Source organism: Paenibacillus sp. S-38 (assembly GCF_049942825.1).
GTDB lineage: Bacteria > Bacillota > Bacilli > Paenibacillales > NBRC-103111 > Paenibacillus_G.
Genome location: NZ_CP187970.1, coordinates 4,207,188 through 4,232,505, shown reverse-complemented (window position 1 = coordinate 4,232,505; position 25,318 = coordinate 4,207,188). Strand labels below are relative to the sequence as shown.

General features: G+C 60.5%; 17 protein-coding genes. 15 read left to right on the top strand and 2 right to left on the bottom strand.

What is annotated here, in order from left to right:
- Positions 1–109 precede the first annotated feature (109 nt).
- From ACP26L_RS19085 to ACP26L_RS19025, 13 genes are all read left to right on the top strand, one after another.
- A complete protein-coding gene (locus ACP26L_RS19085) occupies positions 110–985 on the top strand; it encodes an alpha/beta hydrolase (RefSeq protein WP_426445448.1) in 876 nt (291 codons plus the stop codon).
- A complete protein-coding gene (locus ACP26L_RS19080) occupies positions 982–1,767 on the top strand; it encodes a 2,3-dihydro-2,3-dihydroxybenzoate dehydrogenase (RefSeq protein WP_426445446.1) in 786 nt (261 codons plus the stop codon). Before ACP26L_RS19085 ends, ACP26L_RS19080 begins: the two co-directional genes overlap by 4 nt.
- A gap of 27 nt (positions 1,768–1,794) precedes the next feature.
- Positions 1,795–3,021 (top strand): isochorismate synthase DhbC, encoded by a 1,227-nt coding sequence (gene dhbC / locus ACP26L_RS19075; protein WP_426445444.1) that lies wholly within the window; start codon positions 1,795–1,797, stop codon positions 3,019–3,021.
- 40 nt (positions 3,022–3,061) lie between these two features.
- Positions 3,062–4,696: a (2,3-dihydroxybenzoyl)adenylate synthase gene (locus ACP26L_RS19070; RefSeq protein ID WP_426445443.1), complete on the top strand. Its 1,635-nt coding sequence runs from the start codon at positions 3,062–3,064 to the stop codon at positions 4,694–4,696.
- A gap of 42 nt (positions 4,697–4,738) precedes the next feature.
- Complete coding sequence (locus tag ACP26L_RS19065; protein ID WP_426445440.1) at positions 4,739–5,692, top strand: isochorismatase family protein; 954 nt, start codon at positions 4,739–4,741, stop codon at positions 5,690–5,692.
- A 24-nt stretch (positions 5,693–5,716) separates the two neighbouring features.
- Positions 5,717–12,943 (top strand): amino acid adenylation domain-containing protein, encoded by a 7,227-nt coding sequence (locus tag ACP26L_RS19060; protein WP_426445438.1) that lies wholly within the window; start codon positions 5,717–5,719, stop codon positions 12,941–12,943.
- Positions 12,940–13,176 (top strand): MbtH family protein, encoded by a 237-nt coding sequence (locus ACP26L_RS19055; RefSeq protein ID WP_426445436.1) that lies wholly within the window; start codon positions 12,940–12,942, stop codon positions 13,174–13,176. Before ACP26L_RS19060 ends, ACP26L_RS19055 begins: the two co-directional genes overlap by 4 nt.
- Entirely contained in the window at positions 13,173–14,615 is a 1,443-nt protein-coding gene (locus ACP26L_RS19050; protein ID WP_426445434.1) for a DHA2 family efflux MFS transporter permease subunit, read from the top strand. The genes ACP26L_RS19055 and ACP26L_RS19050 overlap by 4 nt, the downstream gene beginning before the upstream one ends.
- 41 nt (positions 14,616–14,656) lie before the next feature.
- Positions 14,657–17,761 carry an S-layer homology domain-containing protein gene (locus tag ACP26L_RS19045; protein ID WP_426445432.1) on the top strand — a complete coding sequence of 1,035 codons (3,105 nt, stop codon included), beginning with the start codon at positions 14,657–14,659 and terminating at the stop codon, positions 17,759–17,761.
- A 209-nt stretch (positions 17,762–17,970) separates the two neighbouring features.
- Positions 17,971–18,717: a PadR family transcriptional regulator gene (locus ACP26L_RS19040; RefSeq protein WP_426445430.1), complete on the top strand. Its 747-nt coding sequence runs from the start codon at positions 17,971–17,973 to the stop codon at positions 18,715–18,717.
- Positions 18,718–18,745: 28 nt separating this feature from the next.
- A complete protein-coding gene (locus tag ACP26L_RS19035; RefSeq protein ID WP_426445428.1) occupies positions 18,746–19,078 on the top strand; it encodes an antibiotic biosynthesis monooxygenase in 333 nt (110 codons plus the stop codon).
- Positions 19,044–19,361 (top strand): response regulator, encoded by a 318-nt coding sequence (locus ACP26L_RS19030; RefSeq protein WP_426445427.1) that lies wholly within the window; start codon positions 19,044–19,046, stop codon positions 19,359–19,361. The genes ACP26L_RS19035 and ACP26L_RS19030 overlap by 35 nt, the downstream gene beginning before the upstream one ends.
- Before the next feature lie 90 nt (positions 19,362–19,451).
- Positions 19,452–20,078 (top strand): esterase/lipase family protein, encoded by a 627-nt coding sequence (locus tag ACP26L_RS19025; protein ID WP_426445425.1) that lies wholly within the window; start codon positions 19,452–19,454, stop codon positions 20,076–20,078.
- A gap of 151 nt (positions 20,079–20,229) precedes the next feature.
- Here the strand turns inward: ACP26L_RS19025 and ACP26L_RS19020 are convergent, their stop codons facing one another.
- Positions 20,230–20,991 (bottom strand): SDR family oxidoreductase, encoded by a 762-nt coding sequence (locus tag ACP26L_RS19020; protein ID WP_426445423.1) that lies wholly within the window; start codon positions 20,989–20,991, stop codon positions 20,230–20,232.
- A gap of 181 nt (positions 20,992–21,172) precedes the next feature.
- On the opposite strand from ACP26L_RS19020, the gene ACP26L_RS19015 reads away from it, so the two are divergent.
- Positions 21,173–22,087 (top strand): AraC family transcriptional regulator, encoded by a 915-nt coding sequence (locus tag ACP26L_RS19015; protein ID WP_426445421.1) that lies wholly within the window; start codon positions 21,173–21,175, stop codon positions 22,085–22,087.
- On the opposite strand, the gene ACP26L_RS19010 is transcribed toward ACP26L_RS19015, so the two are convergent.
- Positions 22,084–22,929, bottom strand: coding sequence for an AraC family transcriptional regulator (locus ACP26L_RS19010; RefSeq protein ID WP_426445419.1), 846 nt, complete (start codon positions 22,927–22,929; stop codon positions 22,084–22,086). The genes ACP26L_RS19015 and ACP26L_RS19010 overlap by 4 nt on opposite strands.
- A 179-nt stretch (positions 22,930–23,108) precedes the next feature.
- Here ACP26L_RS19010 and ACP26L_RS19005 point away from each other — a divergent pair, with 179 nt between their 5' ends.
- Positions 23,109–25,166 (top strand): beta-galactosidase, encoded by a 2,058-nt coding sequence (locus ACP26L_RS19005; protein ID WP_426445417.1) that lies wholly within the window; start codon positions 23,109–23,111, stop codon positions 25,164–25,166.
- Positions 25,167–25,318 lie beyond the last annotated feature (152 nt).

Genomic DNA, 25,318 nt, shown 5'->3' with positions numbered 1-25,318 from the left:
GTACATTGGGATATCCGGAGATCGTTCATGTTCCAACGGCGAAGATGGCCTTATAATCAATAATGATAATCATTCTCATAAAGAGTGATTGAAAAGAGGTGCAGACCAGTTGACCCGTTTTCAGGAAGCGCCCTCGCCGTCTCCGGACGAGGAGAAGGGCGGCGGAGCGTACGTGCTGCCCGGCACAGAGCAGTTTCTGCTGCAGGCGGAAGGGCGGCAGCAGCCTTACCGAATCATGGCGGCCGCACCGCTGCAGGAGCCGCCGCCGCAGGGCTACCCGGTGATGTATGTACTCGATGCGAACGCTTTGTTCGGCACTGTCGTGGAAGCCATGCGTGTACAGTCACGGCGCCCCGAGAAGACCGGTGTTCATCCGGCCGTCATCGTGGGGATCGGGTATCCGCACAACGAGCCGTTTGACCCGAGCCGGTTCTATGATTTTACGATGCCCACTTCCCTGGAGGTGCTCAGCGCCCTCCCCGTGAGGAGACCCGGACAGGAAGTGCCGCCCACCGGAGGGGCGGACCAATTCAGAAGCTTCATGGAGCACCGTTTGAAGCCCCGCATCGAGCAGGACTATCCGATTGACCGCAGCCGACAGTCGGTCATAGGCCATTCGCTGGGCGGGCTGTTCGTCCTGCAAACCCTGCTGACCCAGCCGCATACGTTTCAGACCTATATTGCCGGAAGTCCTTCGATCCATTGGAACAAGGCGATGATTGCGGAGCAGATGAAGCAGCTGTCTGCCCGTCTGCCTCTGATCAGCTCTCGGCTGAATCTGCTGATCACCGTTGGCGAGCTGGAGAGGGACCATCCCAGCCGGATGTGTGACAATGCCAGAGAGCTGTACGATCGCTTAGCCCTATTATCCTTCAAGGGCCTGAACACCGGGTTTCACGAATTCGAAGGGGAAGGGCACGTGACCGTGCTTCCGGGAATGGTCAGCCGGGGTCTGCGCTTCGCACTGGGAGGGCCGTCCTCATGAACCAAGATGAATTTAAAGATAAGGTCGTACTCGTCACCGGAGCCGCACAGGGAATCGGAGCGGCTGTCGTCCGGGCGTTCGCAGAACGCGGAGCCAAGGTGGCGGCTGTCGACATGCAGACCGCGGCGTTGGAACGGATGGCGGGCGGATGGTGCGGCGAAGGCCGGACCGTACTGCCCATATCAGCCGACGTCCGTAGGGCACAGGGCGCGCAGGTAGCCGCCGCCCGGGCGGAACGCGAGCTGGGGCCGATCAGCGTGCTGGTTCACGCCGCAGGCATTCTGCGTACCGGTCCGCTCGACACCTTCAGCAGCGAAGACTGGTCGGACACCCTCGCCGTCAATATCGGCGGAGTGTTTCACATGTCGCAGGCTGTCGCCGCGTATATGAAACCCCGAAGCAGGGGAGTGATCATCGCGGTCAGCTCCAATGCGGCAGCCGTCCCGCGGATGGGGATGGGCGCCTATGCGGCCTCCAAGGCGGCGGTGACGATGCTGACCAAGTGCCTCGGCCTGGAGCTGGCCGGCTACGGCATCCGCTGCAATATCGTCTCGCCGGGCTCGACCGATACGCCGATGCTCAGGTCCATGTGGACCGATGAGCAGGACAAGCAGGCGACCCTGAACGGTTCGCTGCCGAGCTACCGTACGGGCATCCCGCTGAACAAGCTCGCGACGCCTGAGGATATTGCCGCAGGCGTGCTATTCCTGGCCTCCGAGCAGGCAGGCCACGTAACCATGCATGATCTTCGAATTGACGGAGGAGCTACACTTGGGGTTTAACCCAGCAAAGGAGGCCAAATCCAGCCTATGAATACGAATATTCAGCTTCAACCTCCCCAAATCGCCGATGATCTCCTGGAGGAGTACCGGCCGGGAACTTCTTTCTTCTTCGCTTCCCCGAGCGCAACCCTGCTCGCTCAAGGGACATTGGCGGTCCTTCCGGGCACTCCCGGACCGAATGAGCTGGCCTCGCTGCCTCAGCGGGCGGCTCAGCTGCTGGCCCATATCCGGCAGCCGGGACAGGACATCCCGGTGCTTGTCGGAGCGGTGCCGTTCGATCCGGCGCAGCCGGCGCAGCTTGTCGTGCCCCTGGCCGTGCACAAGCTTGGCCCGCTCAGTCATCCACAGGCCGAGGGCGCCCATGCTCCGGTCGGAACCGATTTTGCCGCCATGCCGGTACCCGCTCCAGCCGCTTATGTAGGCGGGGTAGAGCAGGCGCTGAAGCGCCTGAGATCCGGCGAGCTGGACAAGATCGTCCTCGCCCGGTCGCTGCGTCTTACCTCCGCGGAACGGGTGAATATCCGCCAGCTGCTGCGCAACCTGGCACAGCATAATGCCCACGGCTACACCTTCGCCGTTGATCTGCCCAAGCGGATCGATGGCAGCGCACAGGCGCAGCCATCCGTTGAGGGCCGCACGCTGGTAGGGGCAAGCCCCGAGCTGCTCGTAGCGCGGAAAGGGCGTGAGATCACCGTCAATCCGCTGGCCGGTTCGATTCCGCGCAGCGAGGACCCGGCGGAGGATGCACGGCGGGCCCAGTCGCTGCTTGCCTCGCCCAAAGATCTGCGCGAACATGCGCTGGTCATCGACGCGGTTGCCGCTGCGCTGCGGCCCTACTGCGACCCGCTTCACGTGCCTGCGCCGGCCCTGGTGCAAACGTCAACGATGTGGCATCTCTCGACCGAGATCAAGGGCAGGCTCATCGACCCGAACGTCTCCTCGCTGGAGCTCGCGGTTGCCCTGCATCCGACACCCGCCGTCTGCGGAGCGCCAACCGAGCCTGCGCGTGAAGCGATCCGCGATATCGAACCGTTCGACCGCGGATTCTACACCGGCCTGGTCGGCTGGTGCGATGGGAGCGGAGATGGAGAGTGGGTCATTACGATCCGCTGCGCCGTAGCGGAGAACCGGACCTTAACTCTGTATGCCGGTGCCGGCGTCGTGGCGGAATCCAGCGCCGAATCCGAACTGAAGGAGACGACAGCCAAATTCCAGACCATGCTGCAGGCCATGGGGGTTACCCATAAGGAATGAACCCGCAGGCATGAGTATATAAGAACAAGGAGGGAAGCTAATGTTAAAGGGATATGTGGCATGGCCTGGAGCCGTGGCCGCCAGGTATAGAGAAGCAGGGCTGTGGCGCGGTCAGACCCTGGGCGCGATGCTCACCGAGTGCGCCGAACGCTTCGGAGAGCGGACCGCCGTGGTCAGCGGGAGTGAACGCTGGAGCTATAAGGAACTGGACGACAAGGTGGACGCCCTTGCTGCGGGGCTTCTGCTCCTGGGGCTGAAGCGGGAGGACCGGGTTGTGGTGCAGCTTCCCAACATAGGCGCTTTTTTCACTGTCATTTTCGCCTTGTTCCGGATCGGGGCGATCCCCGTCTTTGCACTTCCCCTGCACCGCCAGAGCGAGATCCGCTACTTTTGCGAACACAGTGAAGCGGCAGCGTACATCATTCCGGATATCGAGGGGAGCTTCGATTACCGGGGGCTGGCCGCAGACATTCGCAGCGTCGTTCCGACACTGCGGCATGTCCTTGTCGCCGGCGAAGCCGGTCCGTTCGTCTCGCTGGACGAAGCGGCCGTCATGGGGGGCGGCAGGGCCCCCGGCGGCTGGCCGGAGGTGAAGGCCGGCGATGTGGCCTTCCTGCAGCTCTCCGGCGGCAGTACCGGCCTGCCGAAGCTCATCCCGCGCACGCATGATGATTATGCCTACAGCTTCCGGCGGAGCGCCGAGATCTGCAGACTCAGCGAGCAGAGCGTCTATCTGGCGGCGCTTCCGGTCGCCCATAACTTCCCGCTGAGCTCCCCGGGCGTCCTCGGCACGCTGTATGCCGGGGGGACTGTAGTGCTCTCCCCAAGACCGGGACCGGACGACACGTTCCCTCTCATCGCGCAGGAGAGGGTTACGATCACCGCGGTGGTGCCGCCGCTCGCCCTGATCTGGATGGAAGCCGCCGCCTCCCGCGAATGCGACCTGTCGAGCCTGGAGGTGCTTCAGGTCGGCGGAGCCAAGTTCAGCGCGGAAGCGGCCGCCCGGGTGGGGCCCGTCCTGGGCTGCAGGCTGCAGCAGGTGTACGGGATGGCCGAAGGCCTCGTGAACTACACGCGCCTGGACGATCCGGATGAGCTCGTCCTCCATACGCAGGGCAGGCCGATGTCTCCCTGGGACGAAATTCGCGTGCTGGACGAGGATGGCCAGGAAGTGGAGCCCGGCGAGATCGGCGAGCTGGTCACCCGGGGGCCTTACACCATCCGCGGATACTACAAAGCGTCCGAACATAACGCCAGAGCCTTCACGGAGGACGGCTTCTACCGGACGGGAGACCTCGTAAGGGTCAATGCCGCAGGCTATATCGCCGTCGTGGACCGGGCCAAGGACCAGATTAACCGGGGCGGAGACAAGATCGCTGCCGAAGAAGTGGAGAACCATCTGCTGTCGCATCCGGGGATCTACAACGCTGCGATGGTATCGGTTCCCGACCGCTTCCTGGGCGAGCGCTCGTGCGCATTCATTATTACGCGCCAGCCGGGCACACCGTCCGCTGCGGAGATCAAGAGCCACCTGCGGGAGCGGGGGCTCGCGCCGTACAAAATCCCCGACCGAATTGTCTTTGTGGACCAATTCCCGCTGACGTCTGTCGGCAAAGTAAGCAAAAAGGCGCTCCGCGAGTCGCTGGCAGCGCAGGTGCCGCAGTTAAGTCAGTAACGAATCCATTCAAATTATGATGAAAACGAAAGAAGGTACATTATGGCACTTCCAAAAATCGCACCCTATGAGATGCCTGCAGCTTCCACGCTGCCGGACAACCGGGTATCGTGGACCATCGAGTCGCAGCGGGCCGTCCTGCTGATTCATGACATGCAGCAGTATTTTATCAATGCATTTAACGTTCAAGCATCGCCGGTGACCGAGCTGCTGGCCCATATCGGGCTCCTGCACAAGCAGTGCAGGGCGCTGGGCATTCCCGTCGTGTATACGGCGCAGCCTGCCGCACAGACCCGGGAGCAGCGCGGACTGCTCTTTGACTTCTGGGGATCGGGGCTTAACGATCATCCCGATCAAGTGCACATTGTTCCCGAGCTTACCCCGCTCGAAGGCGATATCCAGCTAACGAAATGGCGATACAGCGGCTTCCGGAAGACCGAGCTTGCCGAGATTCTGAAGAACAGCGGACGAGATCAGCTTATGGTCACCGGCGTCTACGCCCATATCGGCTGCCTGATGACCGCTTGCGAGGCGTTCATGCAGGATATCCAAGCGTTCTTCGTCGCCGACGCGGTTGCTGATTTCTCCCTCGAGAATCACCGGATGGCCCTGAACTACGCAGCCCAGCGCTGCGCGATGACGCTGACCACACAGGATATGCTGACGCAGCTGGGAGCCGGTTCTTCTGCCGGACTGCCGCAGGAGCCGCAGGTACTGGAAAGGGTGGAGGACGCCCCGCTGCCGTACAGCCGGCAGGCCCTGCGGGAGAAGATCGCGGGCCTGCTGTTCGAAGCGCCGGATACCCTAGGGGATGAGGAGGATCTCATCGAGCAGCATGGGCTGGATTCCATCCGGGTGATGAGTCTGGTGGAGAGCTGGAGACGGGCCGGTGTGGATGTGTCGTTCGTGGAGCTGGCGGAGAATCCGACGATTGCCGGCTGGTATGAGCTGCTCGCGTCCAAAGTGAAGGTTACGGTTCCCAATCTGGACTACTAGCGGAGAAGAGAGGAGGCAGCAAGTATGCTTGTCCAAGTAGAGACCCGGCAGCCTTTGACCGGCGCTCAAGCGGGCATTTGGTTTGCCCAACAGCTCGATGCGGAGAACCCGATGTATAACACCGGGGAGTTCATTGAAATAGGCGGTCCCATCGATCCTGCTGCGTTCGAGCAGGCGCTGAAGCAGGTGATCCTCGAGGCGGAAGCGCTCCATGTGACGTTCGGGGATGACGGTGACGGACCCTGGCAGATCATATGCCCGGAGCCCCGGTGGCCCTATCAGTACGTGGACCTGCTGGAGGAATCCGATCCATACGGTGCCGCACAGGAGTGGATGAAGAGTGATCTCTCGATCCCGTGCTCCTTAACGGAAGGACCGCTCTTCGCCGAAGCGCTGCTTCGGATCGGTACCGAACGCTTCCTCTGGTATCAGCGGATTCACCATATCGCGATCGACGGATACGGCTTTGGTCTGCTGGCCAAACGGGTGGCGGAAGTATATTCGGCCGCAATGAACAAGCAGCCGGCCTCGCACAGCTCCTTCGGATCGTGGCGGCAGGTGCTTGAGGAGGACGAAGCGTACCGCAGGTCGGAGAAAGCGGATCAGGACCGCCGGTTCTGGCTGAACCGCTTTACGGACGATCCGGATGCGGTCAGCCTCGCAGACCGCTCGCAGCGTCCTGCAAGAAGCTTCCTCAGGCAGTCGGCACAGCTGACACCGGACCAGACCGCACGGCTGCGCTCCGCCGCACAGCTACAGAATGTTACGTGGCCGGAGCTGGTGCTCGCCGCCACGGCAGCTTACATGCACAGACTCACAGGCTCACCCGATGTGATTCTCGGATTCCCGATGATGGGACGCATCGGCTCGGCGGCGCTCGGGACGCCGGGCATGGTCATGAACATCCTGCCTTTGCGGTTAACCGTACGCCCGGGGATGCTTGCTTTCGAGCTGGCAGAGCAGGCGGCCCGCGAGGTACGTTCCATCCGCAAGCATCAGGGATACCGGCACGAAGAACTGCGCCGGGACCTGAAGCGGGTCAGCGATAACCGGAGGCTGTTCGGTCCGCTTGTGAACATCATGCCGTTTGACAACAGCCTCCGCTTTGACGGCTACCCCGGCCGCAAGACCAATCTGTCGGCAGGTCCCGTGGATGATCTGACCTTCCACATTTATCCGCATACGGATGAGGGCAGCCTGCAGATCGATCTGGACGGACATCCGGGGCTGTATTCGGATGAGGAGCTGCTGGCCCATCTGCGCCGCTTCACCCGATTCTTGTGCGCATGGGGAGACGCTTCACCCGCGGAGCCGATCGGCCGGATGGAACTGATCTCCGGAGAAGAACGCCGGAAGGTGCTCCAGGAGTGGAACGAGACGAGCAGGCCCCCAGCCGCTTCCAGAACCAGCGTTCTCTTCGAAGCGCATGCGGCGGGAACCCCCGAGCAGCCCGCCGTTACCCATGGACGGGACACTGTCAGCTATAGAGAGCTCAACGAACGGGCAAACCGGCTGGCCCGGTTCCTGATCGAACTTGGAGCGGGGCCCCAGAAGATCATCGCCTTGTCGCTGCCCCGCTGCACCGAGATGATTGTCTGCATGCTGGCTGTACATAAGACGGGGGCGGGCTACCTGCCGCTGGATCCCGAATATCCGGCGGACCGCACCGGTTACATGCTGGAGGATGCCAAGGCGCTCGTGCTCCTGACGAACCGGAAGACGGCTGCCCGGCTCCCGGAGCTCCAGGGGACAAGTCAGGTGCTGCTCGATGATGCACAGACGCTGGGGCACCTCGAATCCCTGTCTTCCGCGAATGTGGAGAGCAGCGAGCTGCTCGGACAGCCGGCCCTTACCGATCCGGCTTACATCCTGTACACCTCCGGGTCGACCGGCCGGCCCAAAGGCGTGGTTATCCCCTTCGGCAGCCTGACGAACTTCCTGCTTGCGATGCAGGAAGGGCTCTCCCTCGGCACCGAAGACCATCTGCTGGCCGTGACGACCGTCGCTTTCGATATTTCCATCCTTGAGATCTTTTTGCCGCTGCTGAACGGGGCCCGGCTCACGGTGGCAAATAAAATCACCGTACAGGACCCGCTCGCCCTGTCCCGTCTGCTGACAGATACGGCTCCTACCCTGATGCAGGCGACGCCTTCGCTCTGGCAGTCGCTTGTCGAGCGGCCTGAGGCTCCGCTTCAGGGACTGAGGGTGCTGGTCGGCGGCGAAGCCCTGTCGCCGGAGCTTCTGCATGCGCTGCAGTCCCGGGGCTGCACGGTGACGAATCTGTATGGCCCGACGGAGACGACCATCTGGTCTACGGTTCATGACATCCCTGCCGGAACGGTCAAACCGACGATCGGCAGGCCGATCCGCAATACGCAGGTCTACGTCCTCGACAGCGGACTTCAGCCGCTGCCCGCAGGGGCCATCGGAGATCTGTACATTGCCGGGGAGGGTCTGGCGATCGGGTACAAGGACCGGGCGGCCCTGACGGCCGAACGGTTCACCGCCAATCCGTACGGGCCCCCGGGCTCACGGATGTACCGTACGGGCGACCTGGCCCGCTGGCTGCCGGACGGCACGCTGGACTACATCGGCCGGGCCGATCATCAAGTTAAGATCCGCGGGTTCCGGATCGAAACCGCCGAAATCGAGTCGGTCATCGGAAGCTATCCGGGAATTCAGAAGGCGGCGGTCGTCGTCCGCGAGGACCGGCCCGGCGACAAGCGGCTTGTCGCTTACGCTGTATCGCCAGAGGCCTCAGGCATCGACCCGACGGCCGTGCGGGAGTACGCCGGCCGGAAGCTGCCGGACTACATGGTGCCGGGCGCTGTCATGCTCCTGAGCGAGCTGCCGCTCACGCTCAACGGCAAACTGGACCGCAAGGCGCTGCCGGCGCCAAGCTACAGTTCGGCCGAAACGAAGCGGACGGCCCGCACTCCGCAGGAGGAGATCCTGGCCTCGCTGTTCGCCGAGCTGCTGGGGGTTCCGTCGGTAGGAATCGACGACGACTTCTTCGAGCTGGGCGGCCACTCCTTACTGGCCGGGCGGCTCATGAGCCGCATCCGCGACGGGCTCGGCGTGGAGGTGGGCATCTCCGCCTTGTTCGATTCGCCTACCGTCGCCGCCCTGGCCCGCAAGCTGGATCAGGCGGCAGCGGCACGGCCGCCGATCCGGGCGGCCGGGAGACCCCGGGAGATCCCGCTGTCCTTCTCCCAGAAGCGGCTCTGGTTCCTGAACTGCCTGGAAGGGCCCAGCCCGACGTATAACATCCCGCTCGTCGCGCGTCTTCATGGTCCCCTGGACCATGCGGTGCTGCAGGAGGCGCTCTTCGATCTCGTGAAGCGGCATGAGAGCCTGCGCACGATCTTCCCGGAGCATCAGGGAACGGCCCGGCAGCTCATCTTGGAGCCGGCCGATTCGCGTCCCCGCCTGATCACAGCGGAAGTATCAGCGAAGGAGCTTGACGAAGAGCTCCAGCTGGCGGTGCGCTACGGATTTGATCTGGCGGCGGAGCCGGCATTCCGCGTGAATCTGTTCCGTATTGTTCCGGAGCATCAGGCAGAGAGGGAAGAGGGCGGCAGCCAGGAGACGGAGGAGCATGTGCTGCTCCTGCTGCTGCACCATATCGCAGGGGATGGCTGGTCGCTTCACCCGCTGACGCAGGATCTGTCCGCAGCCTATACCGCGAGGGCCAGAGGAGAGGCGCCTGACTGGCCGCCGCTGCCCGTACAGTACGCCGATTATGCCATCTGGCAGGAGGCGCTGCTGCGCAGCGAAGCGGAGGCGGACAGCCTGATCGCCGGCCAAACGGCTTATTGGCGGCAGGCGCTCCGGCAGCTGCCGGACCAGCTGGAGCTGCCGACGGACTTTGCACGGCCGGCCGAAGCGACGCACTTCGGCGATACGGTCCGGATGAGCATCCCGCCGGTGCTGCACGGCCGGCTTGCGTCGCTGGCCCGGGAGTCGCGGACGAGCCTCTTCATGGTCATCCAATCCGCTCTTGCCGCACTGCTGACCCGCCTTGGGGCCGGAAGCGATATTCCCCTCGGCAGTCCGATTGCCGGACGCAGCGAGGATGCGCTGGGCGGGCTTATCGGCTTGTTCATCAATACGCTGGTGCTCCGGACGGACACCTCGGGCGATCCGAGCTTCCGCGAACTGCTGGAGCGTGTGCGCACCGCGAACCTCTTGGCGTACGAGCATCAGGACGTGCCGTTCGAACGGCTTGTTGAGGTGCTGAATCCGCCCCGGTCGCGCGCCAGGCACCCGCTGTTCCAGATCATGTTGGCTTTTCAGAATACGCCGGAGCCCCGTCTGCAGCTTCCGGGCATCCGCTCCGAGCTGGCGCTGCATACGGTCGGCCGGGCCAAATTCGATCTGACCATCGAATTCCGCGAGCGCCTCACAGCCGATGGCGCACCGGACGGGATCGACGGATGGCTGGAGTATTCCAGCGATCTGTATGAACGGGAGAGCGTAGAGAAGTTCGCCGAACGGCTGCTTCTGTTCCTGGAGCGCGCAGAGGAGCAGCCCGGCCGATCCATCGGCATACTGGACATCCTGACGCCGGATGAACTCGAGTTCAGGCGGGTCCGGCCGCAGCCGGAACAGGGCAGCGCAACCTTGGTGGACTTGTTCGAAGAGCAGGTGCGCCTCTATCCGGATGCCGCTGCAGTGGTATGCGGGGAAGAGTCTCTCACGTACAGCGAGCTGAACCGCCATGCCAACCGGGTGGCCAGGCTGCTGATGGCCCAGGGTGCAGGCCCGGGACACATCGTCGGCCTGATGCTGCAGCGCTCCGTCATGATGCTTGTCGGCATCCTCGGCGTGCTGAAGTCCGGTGCGGGCTACCTGCCTCTGGATCCCGACTATCCGGCGGACCGGCTGGCGTTCATGCTGGAGGATACGCGGCCGCTCTCGGTGATCGGCAGCAGTCAGAGCAAAACCCTGTTGGAAGAGCTCGGTGTTTCGCTGCCGGTTCTTCTCGACAATCCGAGCACCACGCAGCTGCTGTCACAGCAGCCGGACACGAATCCTGCCGGAGCCGAGCGGCATACCGGGCCTACTGCGGAGAGTACGGCCTATATCATTTATACTTCCGGCTCAACCGGGAGGCCCAAGGGCGTCGTAATAGAGCACCGGAATGTCGTCAGACTGTTCACGTCGACGGATGCGTGGTTCCGCTTCGGTCCGGAAGACACATGGACGCTGTTTCACTCTTACGCCTTCGATTTCTCTGTCTGGGAGATGTGGGGGGCCCTCTTGTACGGCGGCCGCCTCGTTGTGGTGCCGCATGCGGTCAGCCGCTCGCCGGAGGAATTCCTCCGCCTGCTTGCCGAAGAGCGCGTAACCGTGCTGAATCAGACGCCGTCCGCTTTCTATCAGCTCATGCAGGCTGACCGCGAGCATCCGGAAGTCGGGGCGAAGCTCGCCCTGCGGTACGTCGTATTCGGGGGAGAAGCCCTGGACCTGCGCCTGCTTGGCGACTGGTACGGGCGCCATCCGGAGGATGCCCCGCGCCTGGTCAATATGTACGGCATCACCGAAACGACGGTTCATGTAAGCTACAACCCGCTCTCCGTGGAAATGACCGAAAGCAAGGCGAACAGCCTGATCGGCGGAGCGATTCCCGACCTCGGCGTGTATGTGCTGGATTCGCACATGCAGCACGTGCCCCCGGGTGTGACCGGTGAGATGTTCGTCTCCGGCGCCGGACTGGCACGCGGGTATTGGCAGCGTCCCGGCTTAACGGCCGAGCGGTTCATCGCGGATCCGTACGGGGAGCCCGGCTCCCGCATGTACCGTACGGGGGATCTGGCGCGGTGGCGCAAGGACGGCACGCTGGATTACATCGGGCGGGCCGACCAGCAGGTCAAAATCCGCGGCTTCCGCATCGAGCTCGGCGAGATTGAGGCGGTCCTTACTCAGGCGCCGGGCGTGCAGCAGTCGGTCGTCATTGCACGCGAGGATGTGCCTGGGGACAAACGCCTCGTCGCCTATGTGATCCCCACGGCGGAGGCGGCGGGAAGCCTCCACTTCGGTGTCCTGCGGCAGACCGCCGCAGGCGCGCTGCCGGGCTACATGGTGCCGTCCGCTTTTGTGGAGCTCGAAGCCCTGCCGCTCACCGTGAACGGCAAGCTCGACCGCAAAGCGCTGCCTGCTCCTGAAGTCTCCCGTACGGCTGGAGGCCGAGGACCGCGCACCCCTCAGGAAGAGTTGCTGTGCAGCTTGTATGCCGAGACGCTGCATGTGACACGCGTAGGCATCGATGAAGGCTTCTTTGATCTCGGGGGGCATTCCCTGCTGGCCGTTCAATTGATGAGCCGGATCCGCGAATCCCTCGGGGTCTCCCTCGGCATCGGAACCTTGTTCGAAGCGCCGACGGTGGCGGAACTCGCGGAGCGGCTGGAGGGAGGAGGCAGCGGGAAAGCGCTGGAAGTGCTCCTGCCCCTGCGTCCGGGCGGTACGCGCCCGCCTCTGTTCTGCATCCATCCGGCAGGCGGTCTCAGCTGGTGCTATGCGGGGCTGATGAAGTCGCTGGGCCCGGGCTACCCGATCTTCGGACTGCAGGCACGCGGCATCGCCCGCACGGAGGATCTCCCGGGCAGTCTCCGGGAGATGGCTGCCGACTACATGGCCCACATCCGCAGCGTTCAGCCCAAGGGACCTTACTATCTGCTCGGCTGGTCGCTGGGCGGCAACGTGGCCCACGCGCTTGCACAGCTGTTCCAGGAAGCGGGGGAAGAGGTGGCTCTGCTCGTCATGCTCGATGCGTTCCCAAGCCACTTCCTGCCCCTGCGCGAAGGGCCGGACGAGAAAGAAGCGCTCATCGCCTTGCTGGCGCTTGGCGGATACGATCCGGACAGCCTGGACGGCAGGCCGCTGGATATGGAGGGAGCCATCGAGATTCTGCGCAGCGACGGCAGCGCCCTGGCAAGTCTCGAGCCGCATGTGATCCGGAGCCTGAAGGATACGTATGTCAATTCCGTGCGCATCCTGGCGGAATTCAAGCCCGGCGTATACAAGGGAGATCTGCTTTTCTTCCATTCGACCGTCATTCCCGACTGGTTCACGCCAATCTCGCCGGATACCTGGATGCCTTATATCGAAGGGGAGATCGAGCGGTATGACCTCGAGTGCCGGCACAAGGATTTGTGCCAGCCGGCCCCTCTGGCCGAGATCGGACGCATTCTTTCGGAGAAGCTGGAAGCCATGCAGCATCATCAACAGACAAAGGAGATCAAGCCATGAGCAACCCGTTTGAAAGTACGGACGACGCCTATGTCGTGCTGATCAATGAACTCGGCCAGTATTCCCTCTGGCCGGCATTCGCCCTAGTGCCTGCAGGCTGGACACAGGTGTTCGGGCAGGCCGCCCGGGAGGAATGCCTAACCTATATTGAAACCCACTGGACGGATATGCGTCCTCAGACCAGGCAGACGGAAGGTGCCGCTTCGGCAGCGGCCGCCGGAGCGCAGGGATGAAAGCCTCGGGCACGCTGACCCTCCGTCTCGTATATGTGGCGGCCATGTTCCTGGTCGCCATGGATGCGACGATCGTCAATGTGGCGCTGCTCACCATCGGGAGCGAGCTTCAGGTGCCGCCGGCGCGGACCGGCAGCATTAACATCGGCTACCTCATCGCGGTGGCCCTGACCCTGCCGGTGGCCGGCTGGCTCGGTGACCGATTCGGTGTGAAGCGGGTTCTCCTCAGCGCCATAACCCTCTTCACGGCGGCCTCGGTGTGCTGCGGGCTGGCCGTCAGCCTGGAGCAGCTTACCTTGTTCCGGATTATCCAAGGAGCCGGAGGCGGACTCGTTGCTCCCGTTGGGATGGCCATGCTGTTCCGTGCGTTCCCTCCGCAGGTGCGGGCCAAGGTGTCACGGTCTCTGATCCTTCCCATTGCCGCCGCTCCGGCGGTCGGTCCGGTGATCGGCGGATTCCTGGTCGATGAGCTCTCCTGGCGGTGGTGCTTCTACCTAAACGTGCCTGTCGGCCTCGCTGCCGTGCTTCTCGGAGGCTTGCTCCTCCGGGCAGAAGGGCAGCCATCCGCCGGGCGGCTCCACCTGCCGGGCTTGCTGCTCAGCGGACCGGGCTTCGCCATGGTGATCTATGCGTTGACCCAGGGAACATTCCTCGGCTGGACATCGCCCGCCATTCTGACCAGCGGTTTCGGAGGGCTCGTCATGCTGGCGGCCCTGGTCTTTACCCAGCTGCGCGCAAGCCAGCCGCTGCTGCAGCTCCGATTGATCGGAGACCGGCTCTTCCGCACGGCAGGACTTATCGCGTTCTGCCTGTCGGCCGGACTGCTCGGCATGCTGTATGTGTTTCCGCTGATGTATCAGGATGTATACGGAGCCTCAGCGCTGGCTTCGGGATTGACCACCTTCCCCGAAGCGCTCGGCCTGATGGCCGCTTCCCAGCTCATGCCGTGGTCCAACCGGCGTCTCGGGCCGCGCAGGCTGATGGTGATCTCCCTATTCGGAGCCGTGATCCTCTTCGCGCTGATGTGCCTGGTCCGGTCGGACACGAGCCCTTGGCTGATCCGGGTGCTGATGTTCGCGGGGGGCTTCACGCTGGGGCACGCCGTCGGAGCCGTCCAGCTGCTCGCGTTCGCCCGCATGCCCGGGCCCAGCATGGGCCAGGCCTCTACCTTATACCAGGTGCTGAACCGTCTCGGCTCGGCACTGGGCGTGGCGCTGCTCGGCAGCATCATGGCCTATGCGGGCGCAGCGGATCCGGCGGTACCGTCCGCCCCAGACGGATTCGCCTACCAAGCGGCGCTGCTGGGAGCCGCCGGCTTCCTGCTCCTCGCGTGGTGTCTGGCGCTGACAATCCGCAGGGAAGACGAGGAGGCCGTCCGCCCGGCATCCAAGCCCGCGGTACCCCCGGTACAAGCGGCGCCCGCCAAACCAACGATATAGAATACTACGAACGGGTTTATTATTAGAAAGGGAGAGACAGCATGAACCACAAATACATACCTATCCTCGTATCCGCAATGACCGCACTCACCCTGTTTACCGGAGCAGCCCTCGCCACAGGCCAGGCTGCCCCAGCGGACGCCGGAGGCGGCAGGACGTCCGCGGATTTTAAAGATTTGACGGACACCGATGCCGCCTTGAGAGCCAAGATCGATGCCCTGCTGAAGGCCGGCGTGCTGGAGGGGCCGGGGCCGGACACCTTCGGAATCCAGGAGAACCTGACCCGGGCCCAATTCGCCAAGGTGCTTGCCGGTATCTACGGCATTCCCGTCGATCACTCGCTGACCGCTTCTACCTTCACCGATGTACAGCCGGATGACCAAGCGAACGGCTGGGCGCTTCCTTATATCGAGGCAGCCAAGAAAGCTGGCCTTGTGAACGGCAAGTCCGACACCCTTTTCGATCCCGGTGCACAGCTGACCCTGGGCGAGATTGCGGCAGCGCTGCTGAGAGGCATCGGGGTGACGCCTGATGTTCAGGGCACACCTTGGTACCAAGATGCCATCCGGGAGGCCGCCAGCCATCACATGCTTCCTGATGGGGCGGACGGCTCCAGGACGGCAACCCGGGCCGATCTGGTGGCCGGTGCCTATGGCGGCCTGCAGGCTTATGCCACTGCGAAGACAACCGGACCGGTATCCGTCGCTTCCGTTCAGGCGACCGGGGTTAGTAAGGTACGGGTCACCTTCGACGGGGAGGTCGATACAGAGAAAGCCGCGCTGGTCCTGACTTCCGGTACGGCGACTATGGCTGCCGCAGTGAAGTTCGCGGAGGACAAGAAGTCCGCCGTACTGACGCTCTCGGACACCCCTCTCCGTTCGGGAGAATACAAAGTCACGCTGGGAGGGCTGGACGCTTCGTCTATAGGGACGAACTCCGGCACGTTCACCGTCCAGGACGAATATGTCAAAAAGCTGGAATTCATTCATGCGGGCGATACGGTTGCCAAGTCCACTCACGTCACTGTGAAAATCAAAGCGACCAACCAGTATGATGAGCCGGCGACATTGCCTGCAGGGAATTACACCGCTTATGGAGATATCGTCAAGCTGGCCATAAGCGCCGACGGCTACCTGCTGGCCACGCTGAACACCAGCGGTGCGGCTGCCGGCAGCGGTGTGGTTACCGCCTCGGTCGTAAACAATGACAGCCGGGTGAGCGCCGGCGCCTCGTGGAAGGTCGGCACAAGTCCGTTCCTGTCCAAGGTGGAGCTTGGGGCGGCGCAGTATGGGGATGGTACGGCCATACAGGGCGCAGGGGACCATGCCAAGTTCCCGCTCACCTACTCCGATCAATATGGCAGCCCGATGGACTACGACGCGGTCACCGAGCTGGACGCCACGCCTACGCTGCAGTGGAGAGATTATTTGGAGGGCCTGACCTACGAAGTGGAGGAAGATGGGGACGGACTTCCTGTGCTGGATATTACGCTGAACCGGAATGTGGATAAGGGCGGCGAGTTCCGTTTCTCCTTCCTGAATCAGGCCACTGCAGCGGATGGGGTTGTCTTAATCAAACCCGGCAAGCTGGCGGCCAAGGTGGAGCTCGGCGCACCTGCGGATGTCATTGCGGCGGGCGACCTGGCAGCCTACATCCCGTTTACCGCCTATGATGCGCAGGGACAGAAGCTGAGCACCGAGGACATTCTGAGTAAGGAGAACCTGAAGCAGATCAACATCAGTTCGAATGACTCCTCCGCAGCCATAGCAACCGCCGGCGAGCACAAAGGGAAAATCAAGATCGGCTCGGTCCCGGGCCGCAAAAACAGCTCTGTAACCGTCAGCATCTTCATTGCTTCGGCAAACAGCTCCAGCAGCGATTCGAAAAGCTTCCAGGTTCAGGCAGCCCGGATCCCGGAGCGTATCAAAGAAGTCACTGCGCCGCTGAAGGGAATGGTTCCCGGCGCGACTACGGTATTCACCTATGTGGTGCTTGACCAGTACGGCAAACAGCTCGACAGGCTGATTCCGGTGGACGATCAAGGCAATGCCGTTGCAAACGGAGGTTCCGCGTATCAAGTACAGATGACCGCCAAAACCTACGGCTCCAAGGACTCTTCGCCGGATGCGGTCACCGGGGACTTAACCTCAGGCGCTCCGGAGACCACAGGCACCCCGCTTTCACCGGAGCATCCGCTGCTCGTGATCGGGGATAAAGAAGCGGCCCTCGGCAACAGGGCACTGCTCGGCAGCGAACCGACCCTGCTGTTCAATCTGAGAAGCCAGATTAATAACAAGAAGTTCCGGTTTGCCGCCTTGAACAACGCTTCGGCCATTGATCACAGAATGGAGCTGGAGATCACCATCTTGAAAGACCAGACTGAGGTCAGCACGTTAAAGAGGACGGTGACCATCCTGGATCCCCAGTCCGCGGATCTGACCTACTCCCTGAACAACATCCCCGCGCTTTGGTATGCGAAAGACAGCGGGGCCGTATTCGACAATGTGTACAATTCCGTCACGGACGCAACGTATTCCTTCTCCGAGGACAGCCAGCTTCGTGCCGACAGCAAGTTCGGACGCGGGGTGGCTTACACAGCCAAGAATGCGGCAGGGGAAGTGATCGGCATGCGGCCGAAGCAGATCGTGTCGGTGGCAGCATCGGACCAGAGCATCGTGAATACCTTTACGAACGGTGCGGGTTCCGGATATGTGATCGGCAGCAAGGCGGGTACGGCCAAGGTGACGGTCAGCTTCAAAGCCGCCGACGGTTCGACCCGGACCCTGTCCACGAACGTCACGGTCAAAACCGATCCGCTGCGCATCGATAAGCTGACCTGGGACGACAGGGAATACAACGAAGGATTGGGCTTCAATGCGTTTACCGGCTTGAATGTTACGGACAATTACGGAGTTCTGTACGAAAATGCGGATGCCCAGAAATATAATCCGGCTCTGGGGGCTGCCTTCTCCATCTCCAACATCTCGGATGAGGGGCATTCGATCAGCATCGATCCTTACGGCAATGTAAAGATCTCCGGATCCGGACCTGTATCCTTTGACTTAACTGTAACCTCGCCGGCGGGCGTGTCGGCGACGGTAACAATCTATGCCTCACCGGAGACCACGGTACGAACAGCGCGTTGATCCCGGACTCGCCAATGCTCCAATGTCTAAAAGCATTACCTTATCATGCCGCCTTCGTGCGGCATTTTTGTTTTTGATTTTCTAGACCCACAAGGCCCTGCCTGGGCCCCCAAAGGGCATCTGCTCGAAAATCGGAACGCTTGGGATCTTGACTCAATACGATATATCGTTATATTATAACGATATATCGTATTGAAGGAGGAATTGGAATGAAGCATGACAAACACCATTCGTGGAAGGGACGTCATTCCCAGCATAGAAGATCCGACCTCGAGGGCGGTTACCCTGATTTGTTCCTGAGGCACCGGCATGACGGTCCGCGCGGCGGATTCGGCGGACGGGGAGAAGGGAAGCGGTTCTTCGAACGCGGACAGTTCAAGTTCGCCCTGCTGGAGCTGCTGGCCGCAGAACCGATGCACGGCTATCAGCTGATTAAGGCCATGGAAGACAAGACCGGCGGATTGTATTCGCCGAGTCCCGGCTCCGTATACCCCAATCTGCAGCTGCTTGAAGACATGCAGCTGATCGGCTCGAGCGATGCGGATGGCAAGAAGCTGTACCATATTACGAAGGCGGGGGAGGCCTATCTCCGCGAGAGAGAGGAGGCCGGTACACAGCCCCCGGAGAACCGCTGGGACCATCATGGACGTCATGGCGGGCATGGACACCATGGGCCGCACGGCAAGCATGGAAGGCATGGCGGGCGCGGCAAGCATGAGCTGCGCGGCTTGATGAAGGACTGGTCCGATGCGGTCTTCCTGATGGCGAAAGCCGCTGAAGCGGCGAAGGAAGCTCCATCCTCGAAGCAAGCAGCCCAGTTTCAGGAACTCATGGGCCAATTGCAGGAGAGTCTGAAGGGGCTGCTCGCCTCGATTCCCGAGTCCTCAGCCCAAGAACCGGCGGCACCGCCGACCGGGAGTGATTCCGCAGCAGAGGACAGCGGTGCCGGCCAATAACAGTTCATATTATAGGAGAAGTGATACCATGTTGATTCAAACAAGAACGATCGTTGTCCAAAAGGGCAAGTCGGATCTCGTCCTGGAGCGGTTTTCAAAAGAAAGCCCAATGGATGCGATGGAGGGGCTGATCGACAAAACCATCATGGTAAACCGGAAGAAGCAGGAAGATTGTGAGGAAGTCATGATCATGATCCGCTGGAGGTCCTTAGAGGACTGGAAGAACTGGGAGAAGAGCGATGCCCATATTCAAGGGCACCGGCAGAACAGAGGCCAGCCGAAGCCGGAACATATCATTAGTGTGACGGTGAATATGTACGAATTGAATGCGGTCCGGGAGGGCGCGAACGGAGCTCAGTAACCGCAGGATTGACCCTGGTAGAAGAAAAGCAGTCCCCTATCCCCACACCTGCCGAATTTGCTGCCAAGCACGGGTGTGGGGTTTTGACTGTTGTGACGACAGCCCTGACGTCCACGACACGGTAAACATGTATCTTCAAGAGGAAGGGATGGCATTCTCCTCGGCCTATTCCGGAACCGAAGCCCTGCGCATGTTCGAGCGAGTACAGCTGGTCCTGATGCTTCTGGATATCATGATGTCGGAAATGTTGGGGACTTTGCTCCTGAAATGTCCTTTGATGTAAATATGTGGGTCTTTAAGTCCTTTTTTCTACCTTTCTCTTTACATATAATCAAAAAGGTTTACTATTTAATTACATAGAGGAGATGCATGTATGAGAAAGAGCAAGGTTTTGATTTCCGCTTTCATCAGTATGGTTATGGTCTTTTCCTTGTTTTTGTTCACCCCGGCCTCCCATGCCGCCGGTGAAGAAGCAGTTGAAAATGCCACAACCGCACATACACCTATTGTTTTTGTGCATGGGTTAAGCGGTTCATCCAGCAATTTTATTTATATCAAAGCCTATTTGAAATCGCAGGGTTGGTCCGACGATGAGCTGTATGCTATCGAACTCCCAAGCAAGCAGGGGAACCAACTGTTAAATTCAGCTGCCCTGGACAGCTTCGTCGATAGTGTGCGGAGTAAGACCGGGCATACCCATGTGAACATTATTGCCCACAGCATGGGCGGGGCCAACAGTTTGTACTACATTCTGAACCGCAGCGGCTCCTCGAAGGTGGACAAGCTGATCACCCTGGGCGGCGCGAACCGTCTAACCACCAGCAGTGCTCCGGAAGGCGTGAACGTTACGTCGATCTACTCCACGAGTGATACGATTGTGGCCAACTATCTTTCCATTTTGACCGGTGCCAATAATATTCAAATTTCCGGCGTTTCTCATATCGGTCTTATCTTCAGTTCCCGGGTAAACGAGTTAATTCTCACTGCTTTGCAGCAGTAAGGGTGAAGGGGTCTCCAGTTGATAACGAGAGGCAGCCAATCTTGATTGGCTGCCTCTCGTTATCTTATCCTTCCCGAAATCCGAGCATAAACGTTCATTTCCATTCCGACTGAGGCAGGGGAGAAGAAGGTCTCCGAACAGCCCCGTCGCCTTATCCCTGCGCCGTCGGACGGATGACAATCTCGTTCACATCCACGTCGGCCGGCTGCTCGATGGCGAATCCAATCGCGCGGGCCACCGCTTCGGGCGGCATCGCCAGCTCATCCCGCATGGCGGCGAGCCGATCCCTTATTTCCCTCTTTGTTACCCCCTCTGTGAACGGAGTTCTCACGATACCAGGCGATATAATCGAAACGCGCAGTTGATCGCCTGCTTCTTGGCGCAGCCCTTCCGAGATTGCACGAACGGCGAACTTCGTCCCCGAATAAACCGATTGATCCGGTACCGTCCGATGTGCTGCCGTAGATGCGATGTTCACGAACTGCCCGAAGCCCTGCCTGCGAAAAATGGGGAGCGCGGCGGCAATGCCGTACAGCACTCCCTTCATGTTGATGTCGATCATCGCCTCCCAGTCCTCCACACGCAGGTCATCAAGGGGCGAGATCGGCATAACGCCGGCATTGTTGATGAGCACATCAAGCCGGCCGTACCGTTCGCATGCCAGAGCAGCCAGACGGGACATGTCTTCACGCCGACTGACGTCCGTGCTTGCGTACACGGCTTCGCCCCCATTACTGACGATGCGCTTCCCCAGCGCCTCAAGCCGGTCCGCTCCGCGCGCACCCAGCACGAGCTTCGCTCCACGTTCGGCGAGCAGAAGTGCGGCGGCTTCGCCGATTCCGCTGCTTGCCCCTGTAATAATGACGACTTTGTCCTTGATTCCTGCCGTGAACGCATTTCCTTCCAGGCCCATCTGCGATTCCTTCTTTCCTCTAAGCTATGGACCGCAGCTGTCCCTGCGATCCTGCACTTAGCATTATAGAAAGAATTCGATGGAACGAGGTAGATGATTCATGCGCATTTCTTGCCTGATCCTGTCCGGCTTGTTTACAATACGTTTATCAGACTGCATGGAACAGGAGGCGTGAATCCACATGACCCAGCACGATTCCCCGACAGCCATTTCGGCCTATCAAGAAGAACTGACAGAGCGCATTAAGCGGCATGCGACTGCTGACGGCACGCATCCCACCGCGATACCCGAGCTTTGTCTCAGACGGGCTTCCACGGAGTCGGAGCCGTTGCATACCATCCATCTGCCTTCGCTTTACTTGATCGCCCAGGGCTCCAAGACGGCTGTGCTGGCCGGGACAAGCTGCCGATGCGATTCCTCTTCCTATATGGTTACTTCGGTGCACCTGCCGGTCATCGGGAGAATTACGGGCGCCTCGCCCCAGATTCCCTATGTAAGCCTTCAACTCACGCTCCATCCGGATGTTCTCCTGGATGTCGTCAAGCATAGCCCGCCGCCGGGAAGCAGGGAGACCGGCAGCGGGATGCTGTTGAATCCGTCCACCCCTCCCTTGATGGAGGCGATCGTGCGGCTTGTCAGACTGCTGGATACTCCTGCGGATATACCGATGCTTTCTCCGCTCATCATCCGCGAGATATTTTACCGGGTGCTGCAGGACGAGCAGGGGGCATCGCTCAGACAGTTCGCCGTCATCGGAAGCTGTGCGCAGGGCATCTCCCAAGCCATACACCGGATTAACCGGGATTATTCCATGCCCCTCAACATTAGCGAATTGGCCAAAGAAGTAAGCATGAGCGCCACCTCGCTGCACAAGCATTTCAAAAAAGTAACGGCCATGAGCCCTTTGCAGTATCAGAAGGTCATTCGCCTGCAAGCCGCACGCCGGCTGCTGCTCACCGAAGGCTTGGATGCTGCTGCGGCGGGATTTCGGGTCGGGTACGAGAGTCCTTCCCAGTTCAGCCGCGAATACGCCCGCTTCTTCGGGCGCCCGCCGATGCGGGATGTCAAGCTCCTGCGCGATTCCAGTCTGATCTAAACCTGATGCCGATGCCGAAACTCCAGGGGCGTCATGCCCTCCAGGGTCCGAAAGCATCTGCCGAAATAGCTCGTTTGGGAGAAGCCGGTTTGCAGGGCGATGAGCTTGACGGATAAGCCCGTAGAAGCCAACAAGCGCTTGGCCTGCAGAATCCGGGATTCCATCAGGAACTCAGGGAAGGATTGGCCGAACGTCCTGCTGAACTTGCGGCTGAAGTAATGCGGACTGTACCCGGCAATGGCAGCCGCCTGTTCCAGGGTGAACGGCTCATGGCAGTGGGCACGCACATAGTTGGCTGCCGCACGAATCCGGTCTGCTGCCGGGTTGACGGGAACATTGAGCTGATCGGCCATGGACTGGATCCGGGTCAGCAGTTCATACAGCGTGGAGGCCATCGCGTATTCGTCATTCACTTCATACGCTCTCCCCAGGTGCAGCAGCCTTTCGATTAAAGTCACGACCGGCGCGGGATCCGAGAGTCCGAACAGCCACGGCTCGTCGAGCCCCTTGCCGCCGAGCAGCTCCTCCAGGCGCCCCCCGTAGAAATGGACCCACCGGATGTTCCATGGCTGATCGGAATCCGAGTGATACGTCTGCCTGAGGCCTGGCCCGTATAAAAAGCCTTGTCCGCGCGTCAGCTCGTAGGATCCTGTTTCCGTATGCAGAAAGCCTTTGCCGTCAAGGACAAGGTGCATATTATAACAGCGGTCCAAATTATTCTCCTTGGTTGCGTATTCACGCCGGACGGAGTGTTCGGGGTATTCGCTGTACCCACCGATAAAATCGGGAAAGCAGACATGCCGCGGGAAAACCGGTTTCGGCAGAAAAATGTGTTCTTTCATGCAGCACCTCGCGAGCTACGCAATATTTTTACACACAGAAAACAAAAGGATTGTTTTGTTCATAGGTGTCCGAATAATCAATGACAATATTTTAATATACTTCGCATGATTTTGTCATATCCATCTGCAGCGCCGTTTACTAGAATGAAGGTACAAGAACCGTTGGGAGGCAGGCATGGATGGCAAAATCGATACATATGGACGAATTAACGCTGGGCGTTTGTTATTATCCCGAACATTGGCCGGAGGAGCTGTGGGAGGATGACTTCCGGCGGATGCGCGAGATGAACATATCCGTGATCCGGATGGCTGAATTTGCTTGGTCGATCATGGAACCGGAGGAAGGGCGATTCGATTTCCGTTTCTTTCACCGGGTGATGGACTTGGCTCACCGGTATGGATTAAAGGTGATCCTGGGGACGCCGACGGCGACACCGCCCGCCTGGTTAACGCACCGCTATCCGGAGGTTCTCAACGCGAGCAAGGAGGGCGTGCTGTACCGGCACGGCATGCGCCGGCATTACAATTATTCGAGCCCCAAATACAGGGAGCTCTGCGGACGTATCGTCAGGAGCATGGTCGAGGCTTACAAGGATCATCCGGCTGTCATCGGCTGGCAGATCGACAACGAGCTCAACTGCGAGATCAGTGTGTTCTATTCGGAGGCCGATCATGCCGCGTTCCGGGCATGGCTTCAGAAGCGATACGGCACGCTGGACCATCTCAACGAGGCTTGGGGAACGGTCTTCTGGAGTCAGACGTATACGGACTGGGAGCAGATTCATCTCACACGGCCCATGGTTAACGATTCGCCTAATCCGCATCTGGCATTGGACGAGAAGCGGTTCATCTCCGACAATACGATTGCGTTCGCCAAGCTTCAAGTCGATATCATCCGGGAAGCGGCTCCGCATCACTTTGTCACGACCAACGGCATGTTCGGCCATCTGGACAATCACGAGCTGACGGATGAGCACTTGGATTTTTACTCTTACGATTCCTATCCGCAGTTCTCGACGATCTTCCCCGGCAGTGATGAGAATCCGCTGAGAGACCGTGCATGGAGCATGAACCTGTCCAGCGTCCGGTCAATTTCGCCGAACTTCTGTATCATGGAGCAGCAAGCAGGTCCGGGGGGCTGGGTGGACCGGATCGGGATGGGCACGCCAAGACCGGGACAAATCCGGTTATGGTCATACCAATCGGTGCTGCATGGAACGGATCTGCTTGTCTATTTCCGTTGGCGTACTGCGACGATGGGTACCGAGATCTACTGGCACGGGATCAATGATTACCACAACAAGCCGAACAGAAGAGTGCGGGAAGTCGCGCAGGTGGGCGAGGAGTTCTCGCGGATCGGTTCCGCCATCGCAGGAACGGTATACCAGGCGGAAGTCGCGATCATGCAGGACTATGATAACAACTGGGACGGGGAGCTAGACGAGTGGCATGGCCCGCTGCGATGGCAGAGCCTTCGCTCCTGGTTCAAGCAGCTCCAGTACCGTCACATCCCTGCGGACTTCATCACCCTGCGGCCGAAGACAACCCTGGAGGAATTATCGAGGTACAAGGTTCTTGTGTACCCGCACCCGGCGATCATGACGGAGGAAACGGCGGAGCTCCTTACCGGATACGTTGAGCAGGGAGGGAAGCTCTTCTTGGGTGCCCGTACCGGCTATAAGAATCCGAGCGGCCACTGCTATATGCGTCCCTTCCCGGGTCCGGCCGCCGGGCTGTGCGGGATTACCGTCGAGGATTATACGTTAATCAAAGGCTCCGTTACGCCGGCAGAGCTGCGCTGGGAGGGCAGCCGCCTGCCTGCGGGGGCCAAGGCCCTTGGATTTAACGAGGTGCTGCGGGTTGAGAATGCCGATGTGGAGGTGGTGGCCGAATACGCGACCGAATACTACCAGGGCATGCCGGCATTGACGCGGCGCGCGGCAGGTCTAGGGAAAGTGTGGTATTACGGCGCCGCTTACAGCGAAGAGGTCGTGGATGCGCTCCTCGACGAGCTCGGCCTGGCGTCTGCGGCTGGGGACTGGTTCGACATGCCGGCCGAAGTCGAGCTGGGGATCCGCTCATCGGACGAAGCGCGCTATGTGTTCTTATTGAACTACTCGGATCAGCCGGTCACGATCCAAGTCAAGAAGGCAGCCAGAGAGCTGCTGTCCGGTACAACCCTGCAGCATGAGGTTGACATGCCGGCTTACGGCGTACTGATCTTCGAGTTGGCGTGAGCAACTTTTTTATACCTCAAAAAACGGTCCCGTATAACTCCCGGGACCGTTTCATTTTGGCTTATAAAGAACAGCTATTTAGAGGCCTTGGCTGGGTATAGTTCGTTGATCTCCTTGATCTCGTCGCCGCCACCTCTTTTGCGCCAGAACTC

Excerpts from the sequence above, each read along its gene's own strand:
- ACP26L_RS19080 (WP_426445446.1), top strand. The coding sequence starts at position 982 with ATGAACCAAGATGAATTTAAAGATAAGGTCGTACTCGTCACCGGAGCC.
- dhbC (WP_426445444.1), top strand. The coding sequence starts at position 1,795 with ATGAATACGAATATTCAGCTTCAACCTCCCCAAATCGCCGATGATCTC.
- ACP26L_RS19070 (WP_426445443.1), top strand. The coding sequence starts at position 3,062 with ATGTTAAAGGGATATGTGGCATGGCCTGGAGCCGTGGCCGCCAGGTAT.
- ACP26L_RS19065 (WP_426445440.1), top strand. The coding sequence starts at position 4,739 with ATGGCACTTCCAAAAATCGCACCCTATGAGATGCCTGCAGCTTCCACG.
- ACP26L_RS19060 (WP_426445438.1), top strand. The coding sequence starts at position 5,717 with ATGCTTGTCCAAGTAGAGACCCGGCAGCCTTTGACCGGCGCTCAAGCG.
- ACP26L_RS19055 (WP_426445436.1), top strand. The coding sequence starts at position 12,940 with ATGAGCAACCCGTTTGAAAGTACGGACGACGCCTATGTCGTGCTGATC.
- ACP26L_RS19050 (WP_426445434.1), top strand. The coding sequence starts at position 13,173 with ATGAAAGCCTCGGGCACGCTGACCCTCCGTCTCGTATATGTGGCGGCC.
- ACP26L_RS19045 (WP_426445432.1), top strand. The coding sequence starts at position 14,657 with ATGAACCACAAATACATACCTATCCTCGTATCCGCAATGACCGCACTC.
- ACP26L_RS19040 (WP_426445430.1), top strand. The coding sequence starts at position 17,971 with ATGAAGCATGACAAACACCATTCGTGGAAGGGACGTCATTCCCAGCAT.
- ACP26L_RS19035 (WP_426445428.1), top strand. The coding sequence starts at position 18,746 with ATGTTGATTCAAACAAGAACGATCGTTGTCCAAAAGGGCAAGTCGGAT.
- ACP26L_RS19030 (WP_426445427.1), top strand. The coding sequence starts at position 19,044 with ATGCGGTCCGGGAGGGCGCGAACGGAGCTCAGTAACCGCAGGATTGAC.
- ACP26L_RS19025 (WP_426445425.1), top strand. The coding sequence starts at position 19,452 with ATGAGAAAGAGCAAGGTTTTGATTTCCGCTTTCATCAGTATGGTTATG.
- ACP26L_RS19020 (WP_426445423.1), bottom strand. The coding sequence starts at position 20,991 with ATGGGCCTGGAAGGAAATGCGTTCACGGCAGGAATCAAGGACAAAGTC.
- ACP26L_RS19015 (WP_426445421.1), top strand. The coding sequence starts at position 21,173 with ATGACCCAGCACGATTCCCCGACAGCCATTTCGGCCTATCAAGAAGAA.
- ACP26L_RS19010 (WP_426445419.1), bottom strand. The coding sequence starts at position 22,929 with ATGAAAGAACACATTTTTCTGCCGAAACCGGTTTTCCCGCGGCATGTC.
- ACP26L_RS19005 (WP_426445417.1), top strand. The coding sequence starts at position 23,109 with ATGGCAAAATCGATACATATGGACGAATTAACGCTGGGCGTTTGTTAT.